Annotated in this window: 19 protein-coding genes; 3 read left to right on the forward strand and 16 right to left on the reverse strand. The window is 51.0% G+C overall.

Going from position 1 to position 25,536, the window contains the following annotated elements; genetic code table 11:
* Positions 1–3 precede the first annotated feature (3 nt).
* The 4 genes from K300_RS0100170 to K300_RS0100185 form a co-directional block, all read right to left on the reverse strand.
* The gene (locus tag K300_RS0100170) at positions 4–870 is read right to left on the reverse strand and encodes a DUF6282 family protein (RefSeq protein WP_022849632.1); all 867 of its coding nucleotides are present in this window, start codon (positions 868–870) and stop codon (positions 4–6) included.
* A gap of 5 nt (positions 871–875) precedes the next feature.
* A complete protein-coding gene (locus K300_RS0100175) occupies positions 876–1,562 on the reverse strand; it encodes a GntR family transcriptional regulator (protein WP_051135275.1) in 687 nt (228 codons plus the stop codon).
* Between the two features lie 241 nt (positions 1,563–1,803).
* Positions 1,804–2,370 (reverse strand): IMPACT family protein, encoded by a 567-nt coding sequence (locus K300_RS14010; protein WP_022849634.1) that lies wholly within the window; start codon positions 2,368–2,370, stop codon positions 1,804–1,806.
* Positions 2,370–3,134: an NRDE family protein gene (locus tag K300_RS0100185; protein WP_022849635.1), complete on the reverse strand. Its 765-nt coding sequence runs from the start codon at positions 3,132–3,134 to the stop codon at positions 2,370–2,372. Before K300_RS0100185 ends, K300_RS14010 begins: the two co-directional genes overlap by 1 nt.
* A gap of 154 nt (positions 3,135–3,288) precedes the next feature.
* On the opposite strand from K300_RS0100185, the gene K300_RS15815 reads away from it, so the two are divergent.
* Entirely contained in the window at positions 3,289–6,519 is a 3,231-nt protein-coding gene (locus K300_RS15815; protein WP_022849636.1) for a PAS domain S-box protein, read from the forward strand.
* Here K300_RS15815 and K300_RS0100195 read toward each other — a convergent pair.
* Genes K300_RS0100195 through K300_RS14020 form a run of 3 tightly spaced genes read right to left on the reverse strand, consistent with a single transcriptional unit; the run spans position 6,516 to position 8,445 of the window.
* Positions 6,516–7,109, reverse strand: coding sequence for a nucleotidyltransferase family protein (locus K300_RS0100195; RefSeq protein WP_022849637.1), 594 nt, complete (start codon positions 7,107–7,109; stop codon positions 6,516–6,518). The genes K300_RS15815 and K300_RS0100195 overlap by 4 nt on opposite strands.
* Positions 7,106–7,810 (reverse strand): selenium cofactor biosynthesis protein YqeC, encoded by a 705-nt coding sequence (gene yqeC / locus K300_RS0100200; protein WP_022849638.1) that lies wholly within the window; start codon positions 7,808–7,810, stop codon positions 7,106–7,108. Before yqeC ends, K300_RS0100195 begins: the two co-directional genes overlap by 4 nt.
* Positions 7,807–8,445, reverse strand: a complete 639-nt coding sequence (locus K300_RS14020) for an HAD hydrolase-like protein (protein WP_022849639.1) — start codon at positions 8,443–8,445, stop codon at positions 7,807–7,809. The genes yqeC and K300_RS14020 overlap by 4 nt, the downstream gene beginning before the upstream one ends.
* A 235-nt stretch (positions 8,446–8,680) precedes the next feature.
* On the opposite strand from K300_RS14020, the gene K300_RS0100210 reads away from it, so the two are divergent.
* Positions 8,681–10,096: a uracil-xanthine permease family protein gene (locus K300_RS0100210; RefSeq protein WP_022849640.1), complete on the forward strand. Its 1,416-nt coding sequence runs from the start codon at positions 8,681–8,683 to the stop codon at positions 10,094–10,096.
* Between the two features lie 82 nt (positions 10,097–10,178).
* Positions 10,179–11,174, forward strand: coding sequence for an XdhC family protein (locus tag K300_RS15820; protein WP_022849641.1), 996 nt, complete (start codon positions 10,179–10,181; stop codon positions 11,172–11,174).
* Here K300_RS15820 and K300_RS0100220 read toward each other — a convergent pair.
* Genes K300_RS0100220 through xdh form a run of 9 tightly spaced genes read right to left on the reverse strand, consistent with a single transcriptional unit; the run spans position 11,171 to position 25,479 of the window.
* Complete coding sequence (locus tag K300_RS0100220; protein ID WP_022849642.1) at positions 11,171–12,505, reverse strand: 5'-deoxyadenosine deaminase; 1,335 nt, start codon at positions 12,503–12,505, stop codon at positions 11,171–11,173. The two genes, K300_RS15820 and K300_RS0100220, sit on opposite strands and share 4 nt — an antisense overlap.
* Positions 12,506–12,508: 3 nt before the next feature.
* Entirely contained in the window at positions 12,509–12,979 is a 471-nt protein-coding gene (gene xdhC / locus K300_RS0100225; RefSeq protein ID WP_022849643.1) for a xanthine dehydrogenase subunit XdhC, read from the reverse strand.
* Positions 12,976–13,851, reverse strand: coding sequence for a xanthine dehydrogenase subunit XdhB (xdhB, locus tag K300_RS0100230; protein WP_022849644.1), 876 nt, complete (start codon positions 13,849–13,851; stop codon positions 12,976–12,978). The genes xdhC and xdhB overlap by 4 nt, the downstream gene beginning before the upstream one ends.
* A gap of 12 nt (positions 13,852–13,863) precedes the next feature.
* Positions 13,864–16,149 carry a xanthine dehydrogenase subunit XdhA gene (xdhA, locus tag K300_RS0100235; RefSeq protein ID WP_022849645.1) on the reverse strand — a complete coding sequence of 762 codons (2,286 nt, stop codon included), beginning with the start codon at positions 16,147–16,149 and terminating at the stop codon, positions 13,864–13,866.
* Positions 16,140–16,979, reverse strand: a complete 840-nt coding sequence (yqeB, locus tag K300_RS0100240) for a selenium-dependent molybdenum cofactor biosynthesis protein YqeB (RefSeq protein ID WP_040463148.1) — start codon at positions 16,977–16,979, stop codon at positions 16,140–16,142. Before yqeB ends, xdhA begins: the two co-directional genes overlap by 10 nt.
* Before the next feature lie 2 nt (positions 16,980–16,981).
* Positions 16,982–20,260: a putative selenate reductase subunit YgfK gene (gene ygfK / locus K300_RS0100245; RefSeq protein WP_022849647.1), complete on the reverse strand. Its 3,279-nt coding sequence runs from the start codon at positions 20,258–20,260 to the stop codon at positions 16,982–16,984.
* Between the two features lie 2 nt (positions 20,261–20,262).
* Positions 20,263–21,633, reverse strand: coding sequence for a dihydropyrimidinase (hydA, locus tag K300_RS0100250; protein WP_022849648.1), 1,371 nt, complete (start codon positions 21,631–21,633; stop codon positions 20,263–20,265).
* A gap of 7 nt (positions 21,634–21,640) precedes the next feature.
* Positions 21,641–22,912 carry an amidohydrolase family protein gene (locus K300_RS0100255; RefSeq protein WP_022849649.1) on the reverse strand — a complete coding sequence of 424 codons (1,272 nt, stop codon included), beginning with the start codon at positions 22,910–22,912 and terminating at the stop codon, positions 21,641–21,643.
* A gap of 11 nt (positions 22,913–22,923) precedes the next feature.
* A complete protein-coding gene (xdh, locus tag K300_RS0100260) occupies positions 22,924–25,479 on the reverse strand; it encodes a selenium-dependent xanthine dehydrogenase (RefSeq protein WP_022849650.1) in 2,556 nt (851 codons plus the stop codon).
* Positions 25,480–25,536: the final 57 nt, after the last annotated feature.

The raw sequence follows: 25,536 nt of genomic DNA on the forward strand, positions 1-25,536 counted from the left end.
CCTTTAGACAGATAACAGCCTCTGGCAGTTATCTCGCCACATTATTTCTATATCTCTCTTGGGTATTCCTTTATCTGAAAGACACTGTCCATAGATACGAAGAATTTCGGATGGCCAGGGTTTTCGCCACTGTCCACCATCGCTTGAGATTATGAAATTTTCCGGACCGTGCTTTTTGATCATTTCAATGTGGTTTTCAAAAGAACCCATTCCGGGGATGGGGTACAAGTTGCCTGCACAGATCTCTATCACAGCACCTTGAGAAATCAGCCTCTCAATGTCTTCGTCATTTAAGTTAGGAGGTTCAAAATCTGGATGGGTTATCAGTAGCTTTTTGAACTCCATTCTCTTTGCGAGATCGCCAAGGGCAAGGACTTCCTCTCTGGATATGTGTGCAGTTCCAACTATGGCATCATGATTTTTAGCAATGGCCATTACTTCCTCGGCTTGCTGTATAAGGTTTCCTTCTGAATCTAAGATAGAAATGGGCTCATATGATGTTTCTAATACAGAACCATGAGCCCCATGTTGTCCTGGGCTGCCATATCTTTTTGAATGGGCTGCTGAATCCATGGTAGGCATCCATATCTGTTTGCCCCCCATTTTTACAGCTGTTTCAGTGGCTACGGGGTTAATCCCTCCAACAGCTCTGTTAAGGACAATGCCTCCGTATACCTCTATGTCATAAAGCTTGTTAGCGTGGTAAGCTCCTATTGTGCTCGGAGCTAGATGTTTTTTAAGCATGATACCGGCTAGGCCGTCTTTCATACATCGTTCGGCCATCTCCAGATCATCCGCCATCCGGTTGAAAAGAGATGGATCTGTGTGAATATGCAGATCGTAAGCCCCTGAGATACTGATAATTTCCATTTTATCTACCTTATGCGTACATGATATCGGAAACGATCCCCACGGCCGAAGCTTCTTCTATACTCCACTGGTTCTTCTCCGAATGTTCTTGCTATTCTCGTTATTTCGATAAGGGGGGAACATTCCCCTATGCCAAGATATTGTGCTTGCTCCTCGTTGGCTGTTGCCGCATTGAGATACTCGTCTGCACTAACCACAAGAACCTTGAATTCCTGCTCGTAGATAGGATAGAGAAGTTTTTCAGAGATATCTTTCTTCTCCATGCCCTCAAACAGCTCGTGAGGCAGATAAAGATCTTCGTAAACTAAAGGTATTTCATCAAAAAGACGTACCCTTCTTATGTGGACAACCAAGGAACCTTTTTCAATCATGAGGTGTTTACAGACATCTTCGGGTGCTTCAATAACCTCAGATATCAGAACCTTTGACCTTGGAACTGGCCTGGATTTGTCCTTGCCCACATCATAACGGAAGAACCTGTATAGGCTGTTTTCAAAATTCGGTCTTGCTACAAAACTCCCTATCCCCTGTCTTCTGTACAGGTATCCTTCATTTACCAGTTCCTGGAGTGCTCTTTTTACTGTTCCGGGTGATACATCGAAAATTCTGCATAATTCAGCCTCCGATGGAATGGGCTTTCTGAATTCCCACATGCCCGAGGCGATCTTCTCTTTGATCGAGTCCTTAATCATCGAGTAAAGAGGTGTAGTATCCAAAGTTAACTCCTTATATATGGTTTAAATGTATAACTTATATAACTTATATAACTAAGTTGGATATGTTTCGCAAGTATAATTATTTTATATTTTGAACATTCATGGTAAGTGTCTGGTGATAATGTTGTAAAAAAAACTATTAGCGAATGTTTTAGGGGGATGCAATGTGTAGGTTGGTGAAACAGTATGGTATTTTAAAACAATAGCAAAGAGTGTTCTATATTTCCAGTTCTCTGACCTCGGCAAACCTGTTCTCTTCACCCTGAAGCTTGAAGGTTGCTGTGAGGGCGTCGAAGGAGCGATCAAGAATTGTAAGCCCCTCCTTTTCAATGAGGTATTCAAGGGGCTGTATCCTGTCGTAGGGGACTGTTATGCTTTCCGTGTAGAGAGAGTCCATGGATATAAGCTGTGCAGAGCCTATAACACTCTGTGCAGCATCGTTGTATGCACGAACCAATCCTCCCGTGCCAAGCTTTATGCCGCCGAAGTAGCGCACTGTGATAATGGCACATTCTATGAGTGAATGCCCTTCCATCGCCTTAAGAGTTGGTTTGCCCGACGTATTTTTAGGTTCGCCGTCGTCGCTGGAATTTTCTTCAATCTGGCCGTTATCGTTTATTGTGCGGTACGCCCAGACGTAGTGCCGCCCTTTGGGATGTTTTCCCCGTATATTCTCCATTGCCTCATTGAAAGAAGCGTAAGGGAAGAGGTAGGCGATGAACTGGGATTTTTTGATCTCAACGCAAGCCTCGCTGGCTTTGGATACGGTGTAGAGTCCCTTCATCAGCTCTGTATCCGGAACTCTTCTTTTATATCAGTAATCTTACCGTCCGGAGTAAAGGTTCTTTCATGGAAGTGCACATTATTGTCGTAGTCTATGAGGATTACCGTTGAGGCTCTTGTTCCATATTCACCTGCACGAATGAACATGGGGGAGAGAGAGCGTTCCCAGTCCTTCGGGACACCTGTTTCGGGTAGCTCCTCATCCGGTGGCTTAACCTCATCTTTCAGCATAAGCATGAGCTGTTCGGCAGTGATGCTTTCCTGTTGGAGAATCTTTGCCATTCCAACCTTACCCCTCATAACCTTAGGCCACGGGTCGTTGAGCAGAGCGTTGCTAAGACCGTGCAGTCCTTCGGGGATTGCGGCGGGTGTTTTCCCCCTGTTGGAGAAATAATGAAGGTGATCAATATCACCGTATATAAGGTTGTAACCGTTGAATTCCTTTGCTTCCGCTTCAAGTTTGTCAGTATACTCTTCCACGCTGACATCGCATGTTAGAAACTCCTTGGTGAGCATACCCCTTGAGCGCATATTCTCTTTCTTTTCATCGGGACTGCGGAAGTTGGTGAGGGCTGCAAAACGCCCTGTACGGGTTATTCCTAGCCATGTCCCTCCGGCTTCTATGTCGATTCCGCCGAGGATGTCTCTTCCGGGTTCCCACCATCCCGCCTCTTTGGTAAGGCGGTAGTGGAACTCATCCCTGTTCGCCGCAAAGACCAGCTTATACTGCGGGTGCTGTTTGTAGGAGAAAATAATCAGGCACATCAGTTATTGTTATCACCTGAGCATTTTAAAATAAAGCATAAAATTCTTATTAAGCATATTGAGAACTATGGATCTTTTATAATACGGAAGTTATAATAGTTTATAAACACAGCGGAATTCGTTTCAATAATACACTTGTTACAGGATGGTCTTTGTGAATTTAAATGTAAAGAAGCTGGTGCTGTACTCATTAGTACTTTTTCTCCTATTGGCCGCCGCCGATGCACTTACCCAGGGGGCATACTACGAAAAGCAGAAATCCACCCAGCTTGCCGATATGCAGACAGAGCTCTCCTCTATCAGAGCCAAGCTTGAAACCACTGTAACGTCGAATCTATTACTTATACATTCTATGGCCTCATACATACGGGTTAATCCCGATATAACGGGTGAGGAGTTCTCAGAGTACGCCGAGGCTCTCACAGAGAAGCCGAACAGCCTGCTTAACATCGCCATTGCACCCTCGCTGGTTTTAACCCACGTATACCCCCTTGAGGGTAATGAGGCCATCATTGGCGTGGATTACCGTAACCTTCCCGATCAATGGCCAAAGGTTCGCCTCGCCGCAGAAACCGGTGAGATGGTTATTGCTGGTCCCGTAAACCTCATTCAGGGGGGAAGAGGGCTAGTGGGAAGGGCGCCTGTTTTCATTGAGAAAGGCAGGGCAAAGGAGTTCTGGGGTATCGTATCCTCTGTTGTGGATTTCGATAAAATGATATCAGGTGTGGATGCTTTGGCAGAAAGCTTTCGAATCGAGTATGCCCTTGTAAACCCCGATGCACAGCCGGGTAGTGAGCTTATTTACGGTGATGGAGCGATCGTCGATGATCCTTCTGCCGTTGATATGAGCGTCAATTTCCCCAACGGGAGCTGGCGGATGCATGCGAGGCCCGAGCAGGGCTGGGTCAGTATGGGCAATGCTTCATTATATATCCACATAACTTTCCTTTTGATTTTCGCTCTGCTGTTTATGATCCTTTATCAAAAGCTCAGAAAGGATTACGCACTTTCGCTCAGCGAAAAGCGCTTTCGTGATTTTACTGAAAGCTCCTCAGACTGGGTGTGGGAGGTTAATTCCGCCGGTCAGTATACCTTTGCCTCCGGTAATGTGTCGGATATCCTTGGATACACTCCATTGGAGTTTATCGGCAAAACCCCCTTTGACTTTATGAGCGAAGCGGAAGCCGAAAGGGTTGGAGAGATCTTCAGTCGTATCATAAAGAATCAAGAACCCATAGTAGATTTGGAGAACTGGCATATTTCAAGAAGTGGCAGGGATATATGTGTGCTTACCAACGGAGTACCTGTTTTTGATGAAAAGGGTTCTCTCGCCGGCTACAGGGGTGTGGATAAGGATATAACAGAGCGGAAGCTTTGGGAGGAGATGCTCAAGGAAGAGAAGGAGCACACCCTGCAGATTATTGAGGGAACAACGGATGCCTTCTTTGAGGTCGATGAAGATTTTAACATTATCTATCTGAATCGAAGAGCCGAGCTTCAGCTTGGTGTGAAAGCCTCTGAATCTATGGGGAAAAACCTTTGGGAACTATTTCCCCAGGCAAGAGATTCTATTTTTCATCGCGAGTATAAGAGAGCGATGCAAGAGCAGGTTGTGGTGGATTTTGAGGAGTACTTTGAGCCCTTCGATACATGGTATGAGGTACACGCATACCCCTCTAATAAAAGGCTTTCGGTTTATTTCAACAATATAACTCCTCGAAAAAAACTGCAGGCAAGGCTTGAGAGTGCGAAAAACGAGATGGAGATCATCTTCGGCACCACAAGGGACGGCATTGCAATAATGGATCTGGAAACAAACTTCCTCCAGTGCAACCCTGCGTATCTTCAGATGACCGGCTACAACTATGAAGAGATTATGAAAACCTCCTGTAGGGAGATGAGCATTCCGGAGGATATCCCTCGCTCGGAGCAGGCGATACGCCATGTAATCGAACACGGCTACATCGAGAAGTTTGAGAAAACCTGCGTAGCCAAGGACGGCCGGCGCATAAATGTTCAGATGTCTATCTCCCTGATGCCGGATGGCAGGAGACTCCTTGCAGCTACTAGAGATATTACTGATCTTGTCCGCATACAAAACGACCTGCGTGAAAGCAAGGAGCTTCTTGATCTTTTCTTTGCCCAGTCCCTTGCCGGCTTTTTCTTCATGATGCTTGATGAACCTGTATTCTGGGATGACAATGCGGATAAGGAGAAGCTTCTGAACTATATCTTCGAGAACCAGAGGATTACGAAGATCAATGAAGCTATGCTCCAGCAGTATAGAGCAGAAGAGAAGGATTTTATCGGTCTACGCCCTAAGGATTTCTTTGAGCACGACATCGAAAGCGGAAGAGATATCTGGAGGGAGTTCTTCGATAATGGAAGGATGCACATAGATACTGTGGAGAAACGTTTCGACGGCACTGAGATGGTCGTTGAAGGGGATTACATATGCCTGTACGACTGTGATGGAAGGATTACCGGCCATTTCGGAGTGCAGCGTGATGTTACAAAACAGCGTGAGGATGAGGCGAAGCTGGAGCGCTACATCAATATAGTTGATGAGTATGTGATCACCTCACAGACGGATCTGGAGGGTAATATCACCTATGCGAGCAAGGCTTTCTGCGATATATCCGTTTACGAAAGGGATGAGCTCATAGGGCAGAACCACAACATAATCCGTCATCCCGACATGCCCGATCATGTTTTTGAGGAGATGTGGGATACGATACAGAAGGGCAAGAACTGGTATGGCGAAATCAAAAACCTCAAGAGTGACGGTGGATTTTACTGGGTTGATACCTTTATCTCCCCCCTCTATAACCGTTCCGGGGATATATACGGCTATATGGCGGTACGTCAGGATATAACAGCCAAGAAGGAGATCGAAACCATCTCTGTGACGGACAGGCTCACGGGTATCTTCAACAGGGTTAAGCTGGATGACGTTATCCAGAGTGAGCATGAGCGGTTCCTCCGCTATAAGGAGCCGTATTCGGTTATCCTCTTCGATATAGACCATTTTAAGCGTGTGAATGACACCTACGGCCACCTTGTGGGGGATTATGTGCTCAAGGAGCTTTCAGACCTTGCAGGTGATACTGTTCGTAAGACAGATATACTTGGCCGCTGGGGGGGAGAGGAGTTTATGGTTGTTTGCCCCTCCACGGAAGAAGAGGGGGCGGCAACCCTTGCGGAGCATATGAGAAAGGCCATTGAAGAGCATAGCTTCGATGAGGTGGGGAATATAACCTCCAGCTTCGGAGCCGCCTGCATAACGGATTACGATAATCACGATGCGCTCCTGAAGGGTGTGGACGATGCCCTTTATGAGGCGAAGAGGGGAGGGCGCAACAGGGTTCATACGCCGAAAATCTAGGGGTTTAGTTTACCCATTATCTCCAGCAGTTTTCTGTAGTCTTCCTCGGTGTCTGTATCCAGCGACTGGCAGTTATCCCCGCAATCGACTTTGCGAACTATGCCTCTGTTATCCTCGATAACTACCCTTCCACCTGAATCATCCGAAAGGTTTTGCAAAGGTTCGTAGCACTCCGGCGGAAATATCACGGGGTTACCCTCGTTTCCGCAATACACAGGTATAACGATGCTATTCGGGTTTTCAGTGTATTCCCTGCAAAGGGCTGAGACTGTTTCAGGGCTTATAAGGGGTTGGTCCGCCACCAGAAACATGATGCCCGATGCCCCCTCGAGAGCCTTTGTTCCGAGCCTTATCGTTTCACTCTTCCCTTTCTCCGGTGCACGGTTGAAGATAACCTCGATCCCCATGTTCTCGAAGATATCTGCCACATCCTTTGATGAGACTACTGCAATAGCCCTTTCAAACTCATCCAAGGGGAGGCTTCTGAGCATATATCCCAATATGGTGGAGTCCTCCAGCGGGAGGAGGAGCTTCTCTCTTCCCATCCTGCGTGAGAGGCCGGCGGCCATTATAAGGCATGAGGGCTTCATTCAAACAGCTCCGCCTTTGAGCTGTGGATACTCCCGCCGCAGAGTGTGTATTCAGGAGGGAGGAGGCCTCTTAGTTTAATGGTGTTGAGACGGTCGTTTTCACTCTCCATCTTGCTGGCAAAGACACACTTTTTGCCCGAAGAGCAGCGGAAGTAACCCTCATCGCTCATTATGAGCTCTGCGAGGTGTTCCACCCCGAAGGTCTCCCCCTCTTTAAGCTTTGTGAGCTTTGAGAAGATCTCAAACCTGTGTACGTTTAAGGGGGATACGGGTTTACCCACCGCCGTTATATCAGCCACTGCTATGGTTATGTTTGAACATTCGGGGATCACAGGCTCGTAGCTCTCCCACCCTTTGAGGGGCTTCCTTGCGGAGCCGTCCGCCTCTATAAGAACAAGGTCGAAGCGCCCTGCGATGCGGCATATCTCATCGGGGTCGGGCCCTATACCCTTTTCTCCTGCAACCTTTGCACTGGCGTACACGCCGGGATTTTTGAGGTCCTTGTCTGCAAAGAGCCTTCCAGTGGTATCCTTGTTCTCAAAATCATCAAGCTCCTCTGCGGCAATCCGGGTGGAGGTTGTAACAAGAACCTTACCCGCTGCCTCCTCCGCAAGTTTCTTCATCAGGGAGCTTTTCCCCCCCCCGCCGGTGATGCTTATAATATCTCCGGTTGATATCCCGAAGGCATCCGAAAACCTCATTTCCTGTATTCCTTTATGTTTTTGAGAATAACGTCCGGGGTGGCGGCAAGGAAATCCGCATCCGCAATCTCTCCTCTGGTTCCGTAACCCCAGAGAACACCTACACTCCGCATTCCCGTCTCCTTAGCCCCTTTTATATCAAAATCCCTGTCTCCAACCATGATGCATGCATTGGCATTCAGGGAATGTTCATCAAGGATCTTCCTGAGGAGCTCCGTTTTGTCCATGGTTCCCCCTCCAGCGTATATGCCGTCGAAAAGGTGGCCGATGCCGAAATGTTCAATGACGCTCTCTGCAAGAGCCTGAGACTTGGTGGTTGCCAGAAACAGCTTGTGCCCTTCACGCTTGAGCTCGTTCAATGCCTTCTCAATCCCGGTGTACATCCTGCTTAATTTATGACCGCTATTTGTGTGATCCTGCCTAAATTTTGCCACCGCCTCGTCAATAACTTCCTGAGCATCTGTTTTGAGGAGTTGAGCGAAGGTCTCCTGGAGTGGAGGTCCTATGTATCTATTAATATCGGTTTCCGCAACGGGTTCAGCCCCCATCTCTGTAAGGGCAAAATTGAGCGACTGGCGCACCCCTTCGGCGGAATTGCTTATGGTTCCGTCTAAATCAAATATAATGTTTTGCATAGAAAACCTCCATGTGCTAAATAATCCTTAAATATAGTTACCCTAACTCTTTCCATTATCGTACTAAAAAAAGATAATGCAATGAAAAGAAAGGGGCTGTATACGCAAATTTGTTGACGCTATACAATTTATTTTATATTATCAAATGTATTGTAAGCGGCACAGATCTTGCGAGGAGAACCAAGCATTATGTTTTAAGACTTGAAAATATTTTATTTTCAGCAGGAGGAACACTTTGTCTAACGAAAATGCTAATGTTCCCAAGGCGGAGATTATCTACGGCTTGGAAGACCGTCCCCCGGTTGGCGAATCGATCTACGCAGCAATTCAGCACCTTCTGGCGATCATCGTCGGAATAATGACACCCCCCCTTATCATCGGAAACGTCCTCGGGCTTGAGCCCCAGACCAAGGCTTATCTCATAAGCATGTCTCTCTTTGTTTCAGGTGTGGCAACGTTTATACAGTGCCGGAAGTTCGGGCCCATAGGCTCTGGCCTTCTGAGTATCCAGGGAACGAGCTTTGCTTTCCTTGGCTCTGTAATATCCGTTGGCTTTATGGTTAAAGGTCAGGGTGGCGGAGACGCCGAGATTCTGCGTATGATCTTCGGAGTGGCCTTTGTGGGCGCATTCATCGAGATTATCATCAGCCGTTTTCTTCCGGCTGTACGCAAGGTTATAACACCCCTTGTGAGCGGAATTGTGGTTACGCTTATCGGCCTTTCACTTATTAAGGTGGCTGTGATCGACTTCGGTGGCGGTATGTACATATACCAGAATAAGCCCGAACTCTTTGCCCAGCCCGCAAACCTCGGTTTCGGTTTCCTTGTACTCATAACTATCATTATACTTAACCGAAGCTCAAACCGCTTTATCCGCATGGGTGCCATCGTTATGGCTCTCGCCGTGGGATATGTCATCGCCGCATTCATGGGCTTAATCGACTTCAGCAAGCTTGAGGGTGCTTCACTCTTCGCAGCTCCCATTCCCTTCAAGTACGGCTTCTTCGATTTCAGCCTTAGCGCATTCATACCCATAGCCCTCATATACCTTATCACCGCTGTGGAATCTATTGGCGACCTTACAGCAACCTCTATGGTTTCAAACCAGCCTATTAAGGGTGACAAGTATATCAAGACGATCTCCGGCGGTGTCCTTGGTGATGGTGTAAACTCAGCAATTGCGGCTGTTTTTAACTCCTTCCCCAACACAACATTCAGCCAGAACAACGGTGTAATCCAGCTTACCGGTGTTGCAAGCCGTTATGTGGGATATTTTATCGCCCTTCTCCTTGTTGTTGCAGGGCTTTTCCCCATTCTCGCAACCCTGTTCAGCCTTATACCGAACTCCGTTCTCGGCGGTGCTACTGTTCTTATGTTCGGAACCGTTGCTGCGGCCGGTATCAAGATTATCGCCTCAAGCACCATTAACCGCAGGGGTATGCTTATCATAGCCATATCCATGGGTCTTGGTCTTGGCGTAACATTTGTACCCGAAGTGCTTAACAGCCTTCCCCCCGTACTTAAGAACATCTTCTCCTCATCCATTACCACAGGCGGACTCACTGCTATCATATGCAACGTGGTTCTCCCCAGAGGTAAAGAGGCGGAAAAAGAAGTATCTGAGAAACCTTCCATAGTGGAAGGCCCCTAACATATTCTCTATTGCACCCCGCAGAACCTGCGGGGTGCTTTTTTTGTCCGTTCTGTTATACTCCGAAACTCAGGAGACTGCCATGAAGATAGAAGCCAGAGCTCTCCAGCTCATCGATAATAAAAAAAGCTTTGTATTAGCAACTGTCTATTCCGCCACCGGCTCCACACCGAGACAACCGGGGGCTGGTATGATCATAACCGAAGCGGGGGAAACCTTCTCCACCATCGGGGGTGGTCTTGTGGAGGGCAAGGTATTGGCCGAGGCTGAGGATATGTTCAAAGGGAGCACCTCCTCCAAGATCCTTGAGTACACCCTCACCCCCGGGAACACCGATGTTAACGTGGATATGATATGCGGCGGAAGCATCGGCATTATCCTTGAGCTTTTCACGCCGGACAGTCCACAGAGTGGTGTCCTCAAGGAGTATTCATCCTCTCCGTCCGGTTCGGTCTGGCTTTTAGAGATGGGTGATGATTCGGTTATACGTTCGATAATCCAAAGGGGGAGCTCCCACCCTCTAGAGGAAAGGATCTTCATAGGGGGGCTTACACCCGATTCTCCGCTGATGCTCATGGAAAAGGGGGCAAAGTTTTTTGTCAACCCCTTCAGCGACAGTGGAACCCTTATCATCTTCGGCGGCGGTCACGTGGGCGTTGAGGTGTGCAGGCTGGCCTCCATTGCAGATTTCGATGTTATTGTTGTGGAGGATCGCCCGGGCTTTGCTGATGAGGGGCGTTTTCCCGATGCGAAGGAGGTGCTCACCCCCGCTGAGCTTACCGATGCCTTCGATACCCTTGAAGTCGGACGTAAAACATGTATAGCCATAATAACCCGCGGCCACAGGCTGGATGAGGCTGTGCTTGAAAGATCCCTTGGTAGCGGTGCTGCCTATATCGGAATGATCGGAAGCCGGAGGAAGAGGGATATCATATATCGGAACCTCATGGAGAAGGGCTTCTCCGAGTTGGAACTGAGGAACGTTAGATGCCCCATCGGCGTGCAGATAAACGCTGAATCCCCCGTGGAGATAGCGTTCAGCATAGTTGCCGAGCTTATCGATTTCAGAGGCCGCTAAAGGCTGCCTATAACCTTCATGCAGTCCTCGCTGACCTTTTCCGCAGAGCTCAGAACCTGAGCTGTATCTATGGATGTCAGCTTCCTGTCCCGCATAAGTATCCTTCCGTTTACAATGGTATGCAGTACATCGGAGGCCCTCACAGAATAGACAAGCTGTGATACTATATCCCGGCCGAAGTTGGGGGCGTTGTGCACCGTATTGAGGTTTACCACAGCCACATCCGCCAGCTTACCCTCCTCGAGGCTTCCCAGCTCATCCGATTTACCGAGAGCCTTTGCACCGCCTAGGGTTGCCATCTCGAACACCTGCAATGCGGGGAGGGCGGTGGAGTCCATACGGCTTATCTTCTGCTTAAGGGTTGCGTGGCGCATCTCGGTGAACATGTCTAGGTTATTGGAACATGGTGCGCCGTCTGCGGATATGGAAACGTTGCACCCCATCTCCAGAAGCTCCTGAACGGGTGATATCCCCGAGGCTAGGTTAAGGTTGCTACTGGGGCAGTGGCTTACCATGGTTCCGCTGTCTGCAAGGATCCGTTTTTCCTCCTCGTCCAGCCATATGCAATGGGCGAGGATAAGGTTTTCTCCTGTGAGGCCGAGCTGCTGGAGATACTGTATATTGCGCATCCCCCGCTCCTTCTCCACGATGGCTATCTCTCCGCGGTTTTCAGAGGCGTGGGTGTGTACCTTGAGGTTCATATCCCTTGCAATATCCTGCACCTTGAGAAGAAGCTCCTCGGTGCAGGAGACCACGAAGCGTGGTGCGAAGGCGTATTCTATCCTTCCCCCCTCGGAGCCGTGCCATTTCTCGGCAAGCTTCACCGATTCCGCCACCGATTCGGCGGTGTCCTCCATGAGACCGTCTGGAACATCGTTTCCGTGATCCATCATGCACTTGCCACCCATAAAACGTATTCCTGCACCCTTTACCGCTTCGAAAACCGCATCGGTGTGGTTCACTGTGCCCATGTCTATGAGGGATGTGGTTCCCCCCGATATTAGTTCAGAGATGCCCAGCAGGGCAGAGATATGGTTGCTCTCGTAGGTGTGGGCTGCCTCAAGGGGCCATATGCGTTTCTTAAGCCAGTCCAGAAGCTCAAGATCATCCGCCAGACCACGGAAGAGTGTCTGGGTAAGGTGTATGTGGGTCTGGATCAGTCCCGGAATAACAGCGCAGCCTTCCGCCTCGATCACTTCGTCTGCGACGTAGGGGATCTCCGGTGCAATCTGCTTTATCCGGTTACCCTCTATGAGGAGGTCGCCCTTGATGATCCCCCTCTCCTTGTTCATAGTCACTATGTTTCCGTTTCTGATCAGCACCGATTTCATTAACTATTCCTTATCGTTGAGGCACGCCTCAACGGCGCAGATTATCGTCTCGTATCCTGTGCAGCGGCAGAGATTCCCTGCATGCTCACGTCTTATCGTTTCACGGTCCACTTCCTCACCCTTATGCTTCTCCACAAAGGCTGTGCTGGTCATGATAAAGCCGGGGGTGCAGTAACCGCACTGAACGGCGCCTGCGTCGATATACGCCTGCTGTACTCTGGAGAGCTTCCCTTCGCTCCCCTCACCCTCGGATGTACGGATCTCTTTACCATCCGCCCATACGGCGAGATACATGCATGCATCGGTGGGGACTTGGTCTATGAGAACGGTGCACGCCCCGCATTCGCCAACTCCGCATCCCTGTTTTACGCTGGTGTATCCCTCATCTCTGAGAAGATCGAGGAGTGAGAGGCGGATGTCCACATCGATGGTGACTTCCTCACCGTTTATTCTAAGGTTTATCTCTTTTGTCATAGCTCTGCTCCCGCATCCTCCATCGCCTTCATGGCGACACGTTTTGCAAGGGTCTGTATTATATGTGTTCTAAAGGCTTTGGATGCCCTCCATGAATCTCTAGGGTTAAGACTGGACATAACCTTCTTTGCGATCTCCTCAGCCGTTTCCTCGGAGGGGGTCTGACCGACTGCAAATTCCTCAGCCTCCAGAGCCCTGGTGGGCTTCGGCGCTGCAACGGTGAAGACTATGCGGAAGTCCTCTATCTTGCCGTTATTGATAGAGCAGGAGGCTCCGCATCCTATGGTGGCTATATCCATGGCGTCCCGCATGGCGTACTTGTAGTAGTACGCACCACGGTTTTCGTAGTTCTCCCTCTTTATTAGTATGTTCTTAAGGACTTCGGTTTCGCCCAGAACCGTTTTCCCGGGTCCGAGATAGAACTGATCCATCGGTATCTCACGTGCTCCGTCGATGCTTTCGGTCTCGAGAACGGCATCCAGAACAACAAGGCCGCAGATGGAATCCGCACTGATCGCCCCGTTGCAGAGGTTCCCCCCTATGGTGGCAACGTTGCGAACCTGTGGCCCGCCGATGGAGAGGGAGCACTGGGCAACAACGGGTATGTTCTCTTTGATCACAGGGTGCTCGATGATGCTCGTGAAATCCATGGCTGAGCCGATTCGTATGTCTCCGTTTGAGTCCTTGTCGATGAAGCGCAGTTCTTCAAGGTTGTGGATATCCACAAGGCTTGAGAACTCCTCATCCCCCTCACGCAGTTTTATGAGCACATCCGTACCCCCTGCTATGAGCCTTGCCCCTTCGTTCTCCGAAAGGAGCCTGACGGCATCCTTTATCGACTCCGCCTTTACGTAGTTCTGTATATCAAACATGGCATAAACCTCTTATATTAATCCTGCTTTTGTGAATTCCACATAAAGCGACTTCGGCGACATGGGGAGTGAGGAAACAGCAACCCCTGTGGCATCCAGTATGGCGTTGCGCAGTGCGGGAGCTGGTGAGATTATCGGCGGCTCACCGAGGGATTTGTTGCCGTAACCCGCTGTGGGCTCCTCTGTCTCCACGAATCCGCATCTCATATCGGGTATATCCATCATTGTGGGTATCTTGTAGTCGAGGAGGCTGTTGTTGTAAACACGGCCGCTTTTCTCGTCTATGAGAAGCTCCTCGGAGAGTGCCGCACCGATACTCATCGCCATTCCGCCGTGGACCTGTCCCTCCGCAAGCAGGGGGTTAATTATCCGTCCTGAATCGTGGATGTTTATGATGTCGTTTATCTTCACCTTGCACAGCTCGATGTCTATGTCGATATCCACGAAGGTGCACCCGAAGGAGAGGGCGTTTGTCCTTGTTTTATAGGAGACCTCTGCGCTTATCTGTCCGCCGAGATCCTTGTGGTAATAGGAGTGTATGGCGAGCTCCTTCATGGTTACCACGGTGACATCGGGGCGGGTGGTGTAGACGATCCTGTCGCCGTCTATCATAAGCCTGCTTTCGATGACTCCGGTTAAGTCCTCGGCGTAATTGAGGATCTTTCCGCGGAATTCAAGGGCCGCCTTGTGCACAGCCTGCCCTGTTACGTAGGTCTGGCGGGAGGCGTAGGCCCCTGTGTCGAAGGGTGAGAAGTCCGTATCCTGGGTGGAGATAACCTTGATCATACCAACATCTATGCCGGAGCTCTCTGCGGCCATCTGTGCAAAGGCTGTGTCCGAGCCCTGGCCTATCTCCGTTGCGCCCACCTGTATGTGAACCGAGCCGTCCTGATTAAGAACCGCCCTTGCGCCTGCTATCTCAACGTTGCCGGGGTATGTTCCCGATGCGTAACTGAAGCATGCAACACCTATACCCTTGCGCACGCTTCCTTTTTTATATGCTTTGTATTCCTTTCTTTTTCTGTCCCAGTCAAAGAGCTCACGCCCCTTTTCGAGGCATTCCTTCAGACCGTGGCTCAGCATGGGGGATTTCTTGAGAGGGTTTATATCACCCGGAACGCCTACATTCTTGAGCCTGAACTCAAGGGGGTCTATCCCCGCATTTGCCGCAAGCTCCTCCACTGCGTTTTCAACCATGAATACGATCTGCGGAGTTCCGTATGCCCTCATAGCTCCCGCCACGGGCATGTTGGAGTAAACGGTCTTTGCGTTCACCTTGATTACCGATCTGGGGTACATGGCGCAGGATTTGGCGGAACCAGCGGATATGATGGCGTGGCCGTGGGAGGCGTATGCGCCGGTGAGTGAAACCGCATCCACATCAAGGAAGGTGAGTCTACCATCCTTATCTGCACCGGCACGGACATGGCCGTAGAATGGGTGCCTTGTCCTTGAGCAGGAGAGGCATTCCTCACGGGTGAGGTTCATCTGAACAGGCTTGCCCCCGAGCTTTGTTGTTAGGAAGGCAACCATCGGCTCCAGTACAGTATCCTGCTTGCTTCCGAAGCCTCCGCCTATGTATGGTTTAACCACCTTGACCCTGCCGAGGGGGAATTCCAGCGCCTCGCTTATAATCCGCCTTGCGATGTGGGGGATCTGTGTGGAGGAGACCACTGTTATCGTATCGTTGTCCTCCATATATGCGTATGCCACATGGTTTTCTAGGTGGCAGTGCTGTACCATGGCGGTTTTGTAATCACCCTCTGCTATATAGTCCGAAGAATCAGTCGCATCATCCAGCGAACCGCCGACCTCAAAGCTGTGGGCTCCTACAATGTTGCCCGTATCATGTATCTTGGGGGCATCCTCACGGAGGATGTTTTCCGGTGTTATGAGCGGCTCAAGCTCCTCGTATTCAACCTCAACAAGGCGGGCGGCCTTGCGTGCGATCATCTCCGAATCCGCAACGATAACCGCTATCTCGTCCCCTTCGAAGCGGACGTGCTTTGTCAGCAGGAGCCTGTCTTCAACATCCTTCTGCTCTCTGTTATATGCGTATGGGTGACCGGCCGTGGCGTGGAATATATCGGGGACGTCTTCATATGTAAATACCGCCCGAACCCCTTTAACGCCCTTTGCTTTGTCGAAATTAATGCTTTTTACTATGCCGTGGGCGATGGTGCTTCGAACGTATACCGCATGCTTCATCCCGCTCATGGGGAGATCTTCGGTATATCTCGCTCTGCCTGTCACCTTCGCAACGGCATCCTGTCTCTGTACATTTTTACCTACAGACATCTGCGCTTCTCCTGCTGTTGTGCTGTATAGCTTCCTAGAACAGCCTCCAGAACGCCTCCCCCTATGGCGAGGGATTTCTCGGAGACGAACCCGCAGTATGCGGCATCATCCCTCGGGTCTATGTCGGCTATTTTGGTTCCTTTATTTATCCTGGTGCCGCCGGGGAGAAGTCCCCTCAGCACCCCTTTAATCTCTGTTGTTACGATATTATTGTCAAGTGTGCCGATACTTTCTCCGGCTTCAACGTGATCGCCGATGGCTTTATCCGTATGGAAGGTGCCAGAAGCCTCAGCCCAGACAACCCTCTCAACGGTGTACCCCTTAACAGCACCCGGTGCACCTGTGTTAGCCTGTGCACTGCCATCCCAGAGCACACGGGCAAGGTAGTGCCCTCTGTTCGTTTCGATCACGCAGTGCACATCGACACCAGCGGTGAACCCGGGGCCAAGCCCTATCACAAGGGGTGCCTCATCCATCGTGGTGCCAAGGTTGCGTTTTGCCAGTATGGCATCGATTACTACGTCCGGCTTGAGGCTTTTGAGGCTCTTCCACTCCGGATCCCGCAGTACTGGGATCTTTGCCTCAGCCAGAACAGCCTCCGCATCGTTCACATCATCGATGCGCACAGATGTAATATCCTCCACAGTATGGCTTCCTGCGTTCACCGCCTCGCTGAGGCACACCGTTCGACGTACCGCAAGGGGCTGATCCGCCTCAAGGATAACTATGCGCTTGAGACCGGAATGGTAAAGCCGGAGGGCAACGCCTGTTGCGAGGTCTCCGCCCCCTTTGAGGCAGATTGTCAGCTCTGTCAGATTTTTATCCTTCATTATCATACACCTGTAAAGGGTGTCCTACTCCTTAATCCTTTATAAAGAGTAATATAGTCCGTTATTGCGCTCAGGTCGATACTTTCTATATCCTTTTCCAGTATCTCAGCTTTTTTGCACTCCATAGTGTCTGCATCAAACTCTGCCCTGAAGAGGGGGCTTTCATACTGAAAGCGGTTCCCGTCATGGGAGAGTTTTGAGGTGAAGTCGGAATATTTGATAAGCATGGAAGAGGGGGAATCGAAATGGAAACCGAAGTCCGCCTGTTCGAAGCTCTCCTCGTTTATGTGGAACTTGGGCTTATCCATGTACGGCCTGCCAGAGGTGGGGCAGAATGTGGTGCAGTTGCCGCACTCGTTGCAGTAATCGCCGATGTTTATGATCTGGTAGGGTTGCTCGATCCTCTTTGTGCCGGCACTTTCTATTGTTCCGTCACCATGTAGCACTTGAACGGGGAGAAGCGTTTCCTCCAGAGGATAATACATGTTGCTCCGGTTGGGGCAAACGGTGGTGCAGATGTTGCAGATGAGGTCGCATTGCAGGCACCGTTCCGCCTCACGTTCAGCCTCATCTTTTGTTAGCGTGCTTACAAAAAGGTTGAAATTCTTTCTTTCATCCGCTGGTAGTTCAGGTGTTCCTTCTCCGAAGTCCCTTATCGCCTGCTTTATCTGGGTTTCAATAAGATCGGGCTTACGTTCATCCATAGGTGAGAGATCGTGCCCGTCTCTGCCCGCCTTTGCTATGATTGCGGCGGCGGCCTTCTGTCCGTCACCGATGGCGTTAATCAGGCTGGAGGCTCCTCTGTGGGCATCTCCGCCGGCGTATACGTTCTCGATGGATGTTGCAAAGGTTCTCTGGTCCACCTCAAGTACATCCTCCGGGTAGAAGTCCAGCTCCACCTGCTGACCGATGGCGGGCACTATGTTGTCCGCTTCTATAATGTATTCCGAACCTTCAATCTTAACGGGGCGTCTGCGTCCGCTTGAATCCTTTTCGCCGAGCTCCATACGGCTAACTTCAAGACCGGTGACATGTCCGTTCTTTACGATAACACGCTCCGGCGAGGCGAGCTCGACCAGCTTAACACCCTCCTCAAGCGCTCCTCTGATCTCTTCTGGATCGCAGGGCATCTCCTTCCTTGTGCGGCGGTATACGATGGTTACCTCGCCGTTATTTCCAACCATCCGGATGGCGGTTCGGGCGGCGTCCATGGCGGAGTTTCCTGCGCCGATTATTATCACTTTTCTCCCTATATCGAGTTCATTCTCACGCAGTTTTCTAACCTTGCTGAGGAAGGCGAGCTGATCGTATACACCCTCTGCGCCGATGCCTTCGATATCCAGCGGGAGGCTTTTCTGAGCGCCGACGCCTATGAATACATAATCCATTTTATTCCTGAGTTCTTCGAACTTAGAGGATGTTATGTAGGTGTTGGGGTGAATCCTTACACCGAGGGCCTTGATATTATCGATATCCTTGTTGAGGCTTTCATCATCGAGCCTGAAAACGGGGATGCCGTCCGACGCCATACCTCCAAGGGATTCCTTGGCTTCGTAGAGATCGATCTCAAAGCCCATGAGAGCAAGGAAGTAGGCACATGACAGCCCTGCGGGGCCGCCTCCGATGACAGCTACGCTGAGCCCGTTTGAAGGTGCTGGTTTGAGGGGTTCTGAAGCTACAGAATCCGCCACATAACGCTTAAGCTCACGTATGAGGAGTGGGGTGTCGTAGTTTATCCTTGTGCACTTGGATTGGCAGACATGATCGCATACCTTCCCCTGTACATTGGGGAAGGGGTTTGTGGCGAGGATTGTCCTCTGTGCCTTATCCAGTTCCCCTTCGGCGATGTGTTCTATATATTTAGGTATGTTCTGTCCGGCTGCGCATTTTGTTATGCATGGAGCCGCCGCACAGTCGAAGAAGCCGAGGCTTCTTTCGGTCTTTATATCTTCGTATGGCCTGCTTTCCTTCTTATATAGAGGGTTTGTCAAAACCTCTTTGGAGTACGTTTTAAGGTTATTAATAACAGAATCCGAAAGAACTCCTGCGTCTGCCTTCTTCATCGTGAGCTCTTCAATGGATGAGGCATCCGCCTCTTCAAAGCCTTTACGCATGTATGCAACATACTGAGCCATTCGTCCGTAACCGCCGGGCTTTAGTATGTCTGAACAGATGGTTACAGGGCGCAGATTGCAGGCGAGGGTGTCTACGATGTTGAAGCAGTCCACTCCGGCGGAGAAGGATATATCCAGCTCTCCGCCGAACTCCTCTTGCAGTTTGGACGCAAGGTTTATGCTTATGGGATGAAGAGCACGGCCGCTCATGTAGATCATCTCCGCCTCATCGGGGAGCTTACCCAGAACGTTGAGGTTCTCAAGGGTATTGGTGAGCTTGAGATTGAACTCAACACCGGTTTTCTCGGCACTCTCCATCAGGGAGCGGATCAGTTTTACACCAGCCCCGTACTCAAGATCATGCTCGAAGGCGAGATCGGGAACCTCGGTCTCAAAGCCGAGGCTGTCATTGAGGATACCCCTTAGCTTCTCCGACCCGAGAAGGGTGGGGTTCAGCTTGATGGTGGTGTTCAGCTTGCGCTCCTCTATGAAGTATCGTCCTATCTTCTCCGTCTCCTCGGGCGGACAGCCGTGCATGGTGGATACTGTTACGTTATCGGTGATCTGGGCGGGGATGCTTAGCTTGCGAACATTCGGATAGAACTCCGCCGCCTCCTCGATCTTTGCCGCCAGCTCATCGGGGCAGTTCTGCATCTTATCAAGGAATCGCTGGACGGAATCGCTCAGGATGCCCTCAAGGTTATAGCCCACGCTCATATTGAAGATGAAGCCGCTCTCATCACCCTCAAAGCCGAACATATCCTTCATGATATGGAGCATTACCCATGCGTTCAGGTACTCATCGAAGGATTCATGGAGCCTGAGCTCCTGTGACCATTCGCAGTTGTAACCCTCATCCCCCATCTCGATACATGGCTTTGTTATCTCCAGCTCATCAAGCACCTGTACGGTTTTCAGCTCGAAGTAACGTGAGCCAGTGAGCCAGGCAGCCATGATATTCTGGGCGAGCTGGGAATGAGGCCCTGCGGCAACACCCAGTGGTGTTTCCAGGGTTTTTCCGTACCGCTTCATACGGAATGGGTCGTTTTTATCGGGTGTGAAGAAGAGCTCCCTTCTGATTCCGAGGATCTCTCCGGTTTTATCGAAGTCTTTAATCCAGCCGAAAAGGGTTTTCAGGCTGGAGCGTGAGAATCTGTCGCTGGTCATATTCAATACTCCCGTTTTGTACGGGGTATGAACTCCCCGTTTCCTTTACCGGCATAGAAGCCGGCGGTGTCATATACTTTTTTGCCTCTCAGGAAGACCGTCTCAGGCATTCCTGTAACTTCGAAGCCCTCGAAGGGTGTGTAATCGCATCTCTGTTGCATTCTTTCTGCACTGAGAACTGTTTCAGCATCCGAGTTCCATATAAGTATATCCGCATCGTAACCGGGCGCAATCCTTCCTTTTCGATTGCCAAGCCCCATGATGTCCGCAGGGGAGGTGGAAACCAGCTTTACGAACTGCTCAAGGCTTATCCTGCCCCTTTTTACCCCTTCGCTGAAAAGCAGGGGGAGGCGTGTTTCAACACCGGGTGCGCCGCCGGGTGCATTGCGGAAATCGTCGGACCCGTACTTCACCTTGTCCGCATAGGAATAGGAGCAGTGGTCGGTGGCTACGACATCGATGGTTCCATCGGAGATCCCGCCCCATAGAGCTTCGCAGTCATCTTCTGTCCGAAGCGGCGGCGCCATGATGTACTTGAGGCCGTCCGGTTCCTCATACCTGGATTCATCCAGCATAAGGTACTGGGGGCAGGTTTCAGCTATAACATTGACCCCCTGTGACTTTGCATTACGGATTATCTCGAGCCCCTCCTTTGTGGAGAGGTGTACGATGTATATAGGTGCATTCCCGCACCGGGCGGATATTTCTATAAGACGCTTCACAGCATCCGCCTCGGTACAGTTCGGGCGGCTCTTTGCATGGTATATGGGACTGAGTTTACCCTCTAAAGCGTACTGTTTACGGAGGTCGTTAATAAGCGAATCATCTTCGGCATGGAAGCAGGCGAGCCCGCCGTTTTCGGTGATTACAGGGAGAAGTGACGCTATCTCATCATCACTGAGCATAGAGGCGTAGGTCATGTACATCTTCATGCTGGTGAAGCCCTTTCGGATGAGCTCCGGCATATCTGATACGATATCTTCACCTGTCCTGTGGATAACGCCGTGGATGGAGAAATCGCAGATGCATTCACGCTGCATCCTCTCCAGATACATCTCCGGCTGGTCCAGCAGACCCGATTCCTCCGCCCCCGCTTCGGGGTGGTCGACTATGGTTGTGGTTCCTCCGGCCAGGGCGGCCAAAGAGCCGTGGTAGAATCCATCGCTCACACGCTTGCCGCCGATGATGAGGTTCGTATGGGTATGAACATCCACTCCGCCGGGAAGGACGAGCTTTTCAGAGGCATCTATCACACCGCAGTCGCAGTTAATCTCATCCTCGATGCGTGCTATCCTTCCGTTCTCCATGAGGAGATCACCCCTGAGGCTTCCCTCGGGTGTAACGAGCGTTCCGTTCTTGATCAGTGTTTTCATCGGCGGCCTATCTGCTCATCCTTTCCCAGAGCTTCTTTGCCGCTTCGCTTGTCTGGGCGAAAAGCTCTTCTTCGTCAACGGTGGTTAGCTTCCTATCTTTTACGATGAGCCTTCCGCCCGAGACAACGCTGAGGACATGGGAGGTCTCAAGCCCGAAGAAGAAATGCCCGAGGAAGTTATCCGGGCGAAGCTCCGTGGGGGAGTTGTAATCAAGGATGACAAGGTTGTTGGAAGCATCCCCTTCAAAGCCTGAACTTTCAATATATCTGTGGATATTTCGGAATCTGTCGTAGGCCGTGTCCATCCCCACACCTTCGGCGGGTTGGCCTGAGATGAAGGCTGCCTTTGCGCTTCTTATCATATCCGAGTGCATGCCGTCGGTTCCGAGCATGACGTTATCTGTTATGGAGCCGTAGTCAGCAAGGCCGACGTTGTTGTTCTGGTTACTCTCTATATTCTCCGCAACCCATATGCCGGAATCACGGATTATCCTCTTTTCATTGTCATCAAGGTGGACGCAGTGGCTGAATACGGATTTTTTCAGCTCTGTAACGCCCATATCTCTGAACCTCTCCACAACCCGCTTACCGTGGTGTTTAAGGCATTCCTCCTGATCTGCGAGGCCTTCGGCGACGTGTACATGTACGCCCGTATCGAACTTCTCAGCCATCGCTACTGCACGCTTGAGGAGATCATCCCCCACAGTGAAGGAGGCGTGGAGGCCTATATGCCCCTGTCCGCCGCTGTTGAGGAACCTTTCGTGCTCCTCCAGTCCAGCCTCACGTGCCTTTTCGCCGTCCCTGTCCGAAAGCTCGAGGCAGAGGAGGGTGGATACACCCACACGGTCGAAGGCCTCCTTTATGACTCCGAGGGAGTTTTCAGGCGCATTGGGGGAGGAGTGGTGATCGATGACCATGGTAACACCGTTCCTTGCGCATACCGCCGCCGCACCGAGGGCGCTGGCCTCTATGGTCTCTGCATCCAGGCATTTATCCAGATGCCACCAGACGTACTCGAGTATTTCTGTGAATTTGGTGGGCGTTTTTTTAGGTGCCGGCATTCCTCTGGCGAAGGTGGAGTATATGTGGTGGTGTCCGCATCCGAATGATTTGGTTACGAACCTTCCGCCGCAGTCGTACACCGTATCGCTTTCTGTTATCTCAGGAAGCTCATCGGCAAACATGAGCGCACCGCCCGGACCCTCTTCGAGGATCAGGTTGGTTTCGGTTATATCAAAGCTCTGCCAATCTATGTATCTGCAGTTTTTCAGAAAAAGCATGAAAACTCCTTTTATTTCTTATTAAGGGGCTTGAGGGGTAGGCTTAGCCGTTCCGCTCCGTCATAGCTCCTGTATGCACCAGCCACAGCCGCCGCAGTGGGGATACAGCATATCTCACCCACCCCTTTGGCGCCGAAGGGCGCATCTATGTCGTCTATCTCAATGGGAACAACGTCTATCTCTGGAACATCGGTGGTTCGCAGGAGGCCGTAATCCCTGAAGCGTTCGGTCTTGAGATAGCCGTTATCCAGTGGCATATCCTCTGATAGAGCGTAGCCGATACCCATAACAACGCCCCCTTCGATCTGTCCCTCAAAGAGTTTGCGGTTCACCACACGTCCGCTGTCGTGAACGGCGGTTACTTTTTCGATCGCTCCCTCGTTATCCAGTTTAACAAGCTGGGTGGCGAAACTGTAGGCGAAGTGGCTAATAACGTCTCCGTCGATGTCCGGTTTTGTGGTCCAGTCGCAGAGGTATTCACCGTGGTATACCTTTCCGGCCAGCTCCTCGAGAGTACTGTTCTGAAGATCCTTCTTGAGCCCCTTGGCACACTCGATGACAGCCTTGCCCACAAGGAAGGTTCCCCTGCTTGCCGTGGTGCTTCCACCCTTGGTTTCGCTGTCTGTCATTACGACAACATCCACTTTGGAAATGTCCGACAGGCCGATATGCTCGCAGAGCATCTGCTGGGCCACTGTGTCTATACCCTGACCCATCTCGCTCCAGCCGTGGTAAAGCCTCAGCCTCCCCTCGGGGAGTACCTCGATCTTAACCTGACTCAGCTCGGGAACGCCGTTGCCGATACCGCAGTTTTTGATTGCGCAGGCTATTCCGGCGTATTTCGATGAGCGGAACTCATCCTTAACACGCTCCAGGGTCTCCTTAAGTCCCACCGCCTTGCGGAGCTTGTGCCCGCTTGTGGTGGTGAGCCCCTTGTCCAGAGCGTTCTTGTAACGTATATCCCATCGATCGAAGCCGAACTTGTCGCAGAGTTCATCTATTATGCTTTCGATGGCGAAGGTGGCCTGATTAACGCCGAAGCCCCGCATGGCACCGCTTGGTATGTTGTTTGTATAGACAGCCGTTGATTTAACATCGATGTTGGGGATGTGGTACGCTCCCCCCGCATGGGTGGCGGCACGCTCGGAAACGGGACCTCCGGCAGAGGCGTATGCTCCCGTATCCGCAGTTATGCGGGCGTGTAATCCTGTGAACTTACCCTCCTTATCGCAGGAGAGTGTGTATTCAAGGGTCATGGGGTGGCGTTTGGGGTGCATGCGGAGTGATTCCGCACGGTTCAGCTTCACCTTAACGGGAACATCTAAAATGTATGCCCCGAGGGCGGCGTGCCCCTGTACGGTGAGGTCCTCTTTCCCACCGAAGGCTCCTCCGGCGGCGATGAGTTTGACGTTAACATCCTTCGCCTCTAAACCGAGCATATCGGCGATCTGATGCCTGTCCTCGTAAATCCCCTGGGATTGGGTGTATACGGTGAGCTTTCCATCCTCTCTGCAGGCAACGCTGTTCTCAAGTTCGAGGAAGGCGTGTTCAATGCGCTGGGTCTGGTAGGTCTTCTGTATTACGTATTCGGATTCTTTGAAAACATCTGTGCACGGTTCGCCGTAGTTGATGACGGTTTCCTTGAGGATGTTTCCGTTTTCATGGATCCTTACATCACCGGCAAGTGATTTGAAGGGATCCGTCACCGGCTCGAGCACTTCGTATTCAACCTTTATCAGTTCACGAGCCTTTCTGGCCGTGCGGTTATCATCCGCTATGACGCAGGCGAGCACGTCACCGATGTATCTGGTTGTCTCACCCTCTGCAACGTAGAGGGGCCAGTCACGAACGAACATGCCCACGTTTCTGCTTCCGGGAACATCCTTTGCCGTCAGCACCTTGACAACGCCGGGGTACTTCTCCGCCTCGGAGGTGTCTATGGACAGAATGCGGGCCCTTGGATGGTCGCTGAACTTGAGGGCGCCGTGGTGGATGTTTTCAAACTCCAGTCCCCCAATAAAGAGAGGGGCACCCTTGGCACGTTCCAGTGCGTCGAGCTTGGGGGGTGAGCTTCCCATGAAGGCGTTTTCAATATCTATATCGGTTTTATCGCTGAGTTTTTCTGCTGCGAGAAGCACAGCGTCAATAATCTTTACATAGCCGGTGCACCGGCATAGGTGGGGTTTCAGTTTTTTGGCAACCTCCTCACGGGTGGGTGAGGGGTTCTTTTCCAGAATCATCTTTGCTCTGGCGAGCATCCCGGGTGAGCAGAATCCGCACTGCACAGCTCCGGCGGCCACAAAGGCCTTGGCGAGGATATCCCGGACATCCTCCGGAAAGCCCTCAAGGGTAACAACTTCTGCTCCGTCAAGTTTTTCCATGGTAATGGAGCAGGAGAGCATCGGTTTTCCGTTAAGCTCCACAAGGCAGGCCCCGCAGGCTCCCTGCCCTGAACAGCCGTCTTTGACGCTTTTGGTGTTCATGGTGAAACGCAGCCATTCTATGAGCTTCAAATCACCGTCGCCGTTGTATTCGGCCATACGGCCGTTTAGCGTTAGTCTTATCATATCAGCACCAGATTAAGGGCATATACTGCATAAAGGGGGAGCCGATACGCTCCCCCG

This window comes from Limisalsivibrio acetivorans (genome assembly GCF_000421105.1).
Taxonomy (GTDB): domain Bacteria; phylum Chrysiogenota; class Deferribacteres; order Deferribacterales; family Geovibrionaceae; genus Limisalsivibrio; species Limisalsivibrio acetivorans.